The following is a 772-nucleotide window of genomic DNA, read 5'->3' as shown; positions in this document are numbered from 1 at the left end:
GTGCGGCGGTTGGAGGTGGCCCTGGACATAGCCCTCGGCTACGTCCGCGCACACGCCGTCACGCCGTGAGGAACGACTTCACGTGGTCAAGCGCCATGTCGAGGGCGATCTCCATAGGCTTGATGTCATGCGCGGTCTCAGCGAGGAGGTAGCCGCCTTGCAAGGCGGCCATCAGACCCGTGGCAAGCTTCTCCGGGTCGGCATCCGGCCTGAGCACCCCGCTGTCCCGCATCCGCCGCAGGCCGGCGGCGAGCAGCCCTTCCCATTCCACGAATGACTCAGCGAGCGTGGCGCGGGCCTGGCCGTCCTGGTCGGCGAGCTCGCCGGCCAGCGAGCCGAGGGCACAGCCGTAGGCGCCGTTCTGCAACGCGTTTCGCTGCACCAGCGCGTCGCGCCAGCGGACCAGACCGCGGAACGACTTCAAGCGCTGAAGGTAGCCGCGTTCACGCTCGAGGACCTGCGCGGCGCGCGCTGCGACGACGGCGCGGACCAGTTCCTCCTTGTCCGGGAAGTGGTTGTAGAGCTGGGACTTGCTGGTATTGCTCGTGGCCCGGACGTCGTCCAGCGTGGTCGCGTTCACGCCCTTCACGTACATCAGCTCGACAGCAGCCGCCACGATGCGCGCGCGGGTGGCAGCCCCACGTGGCGTCAGCCTCCGCCCCGGCTGTGCGTTCTCCGGCCTGCTCACAGGCCTCAGGCTACCCTGTTTGATCACAGCCGCCGCCGCATGGACTATACGGTCCCGCTCGGCCACGGGTCTGCCTCTAGCTCG

1 protein-coding gene is annotated in these 772 nt (G+C 68.8%); it reads right to left on the bottom strand.

Going from position 1 to position 772, the window contains the following annotated elements:
- Positions 1–58: 58 nt before the first annotated feature.
- Positions 59–688 (bottom strand): TetR/AcrR family transcriptional regulator, encoded by a 630-nt coding sequence (locus tag ITP53_RS55605; RefSeq protein ID WP_207757788.1) that lies wholly within the window; start codon positions 686–688, stop codon positions 59–61.
- Between the last annotated feature and the right edge of the window lie 84 nt (positions 689–772).

Origin of the sequence: Nonomuraea cypriaca (assembly GCF_015645445.1) — a bacterium.
Classification (GTDB): Bacteria; Actinomycetota; Actinomycetes; order Streptosporangiales; family Streptosporangiaceae; genus Nonomuraea; species Nonomuraea cypriaca.
This window is presented reverse-complemented; position numbering and strand designations above follow the sequence as displayed.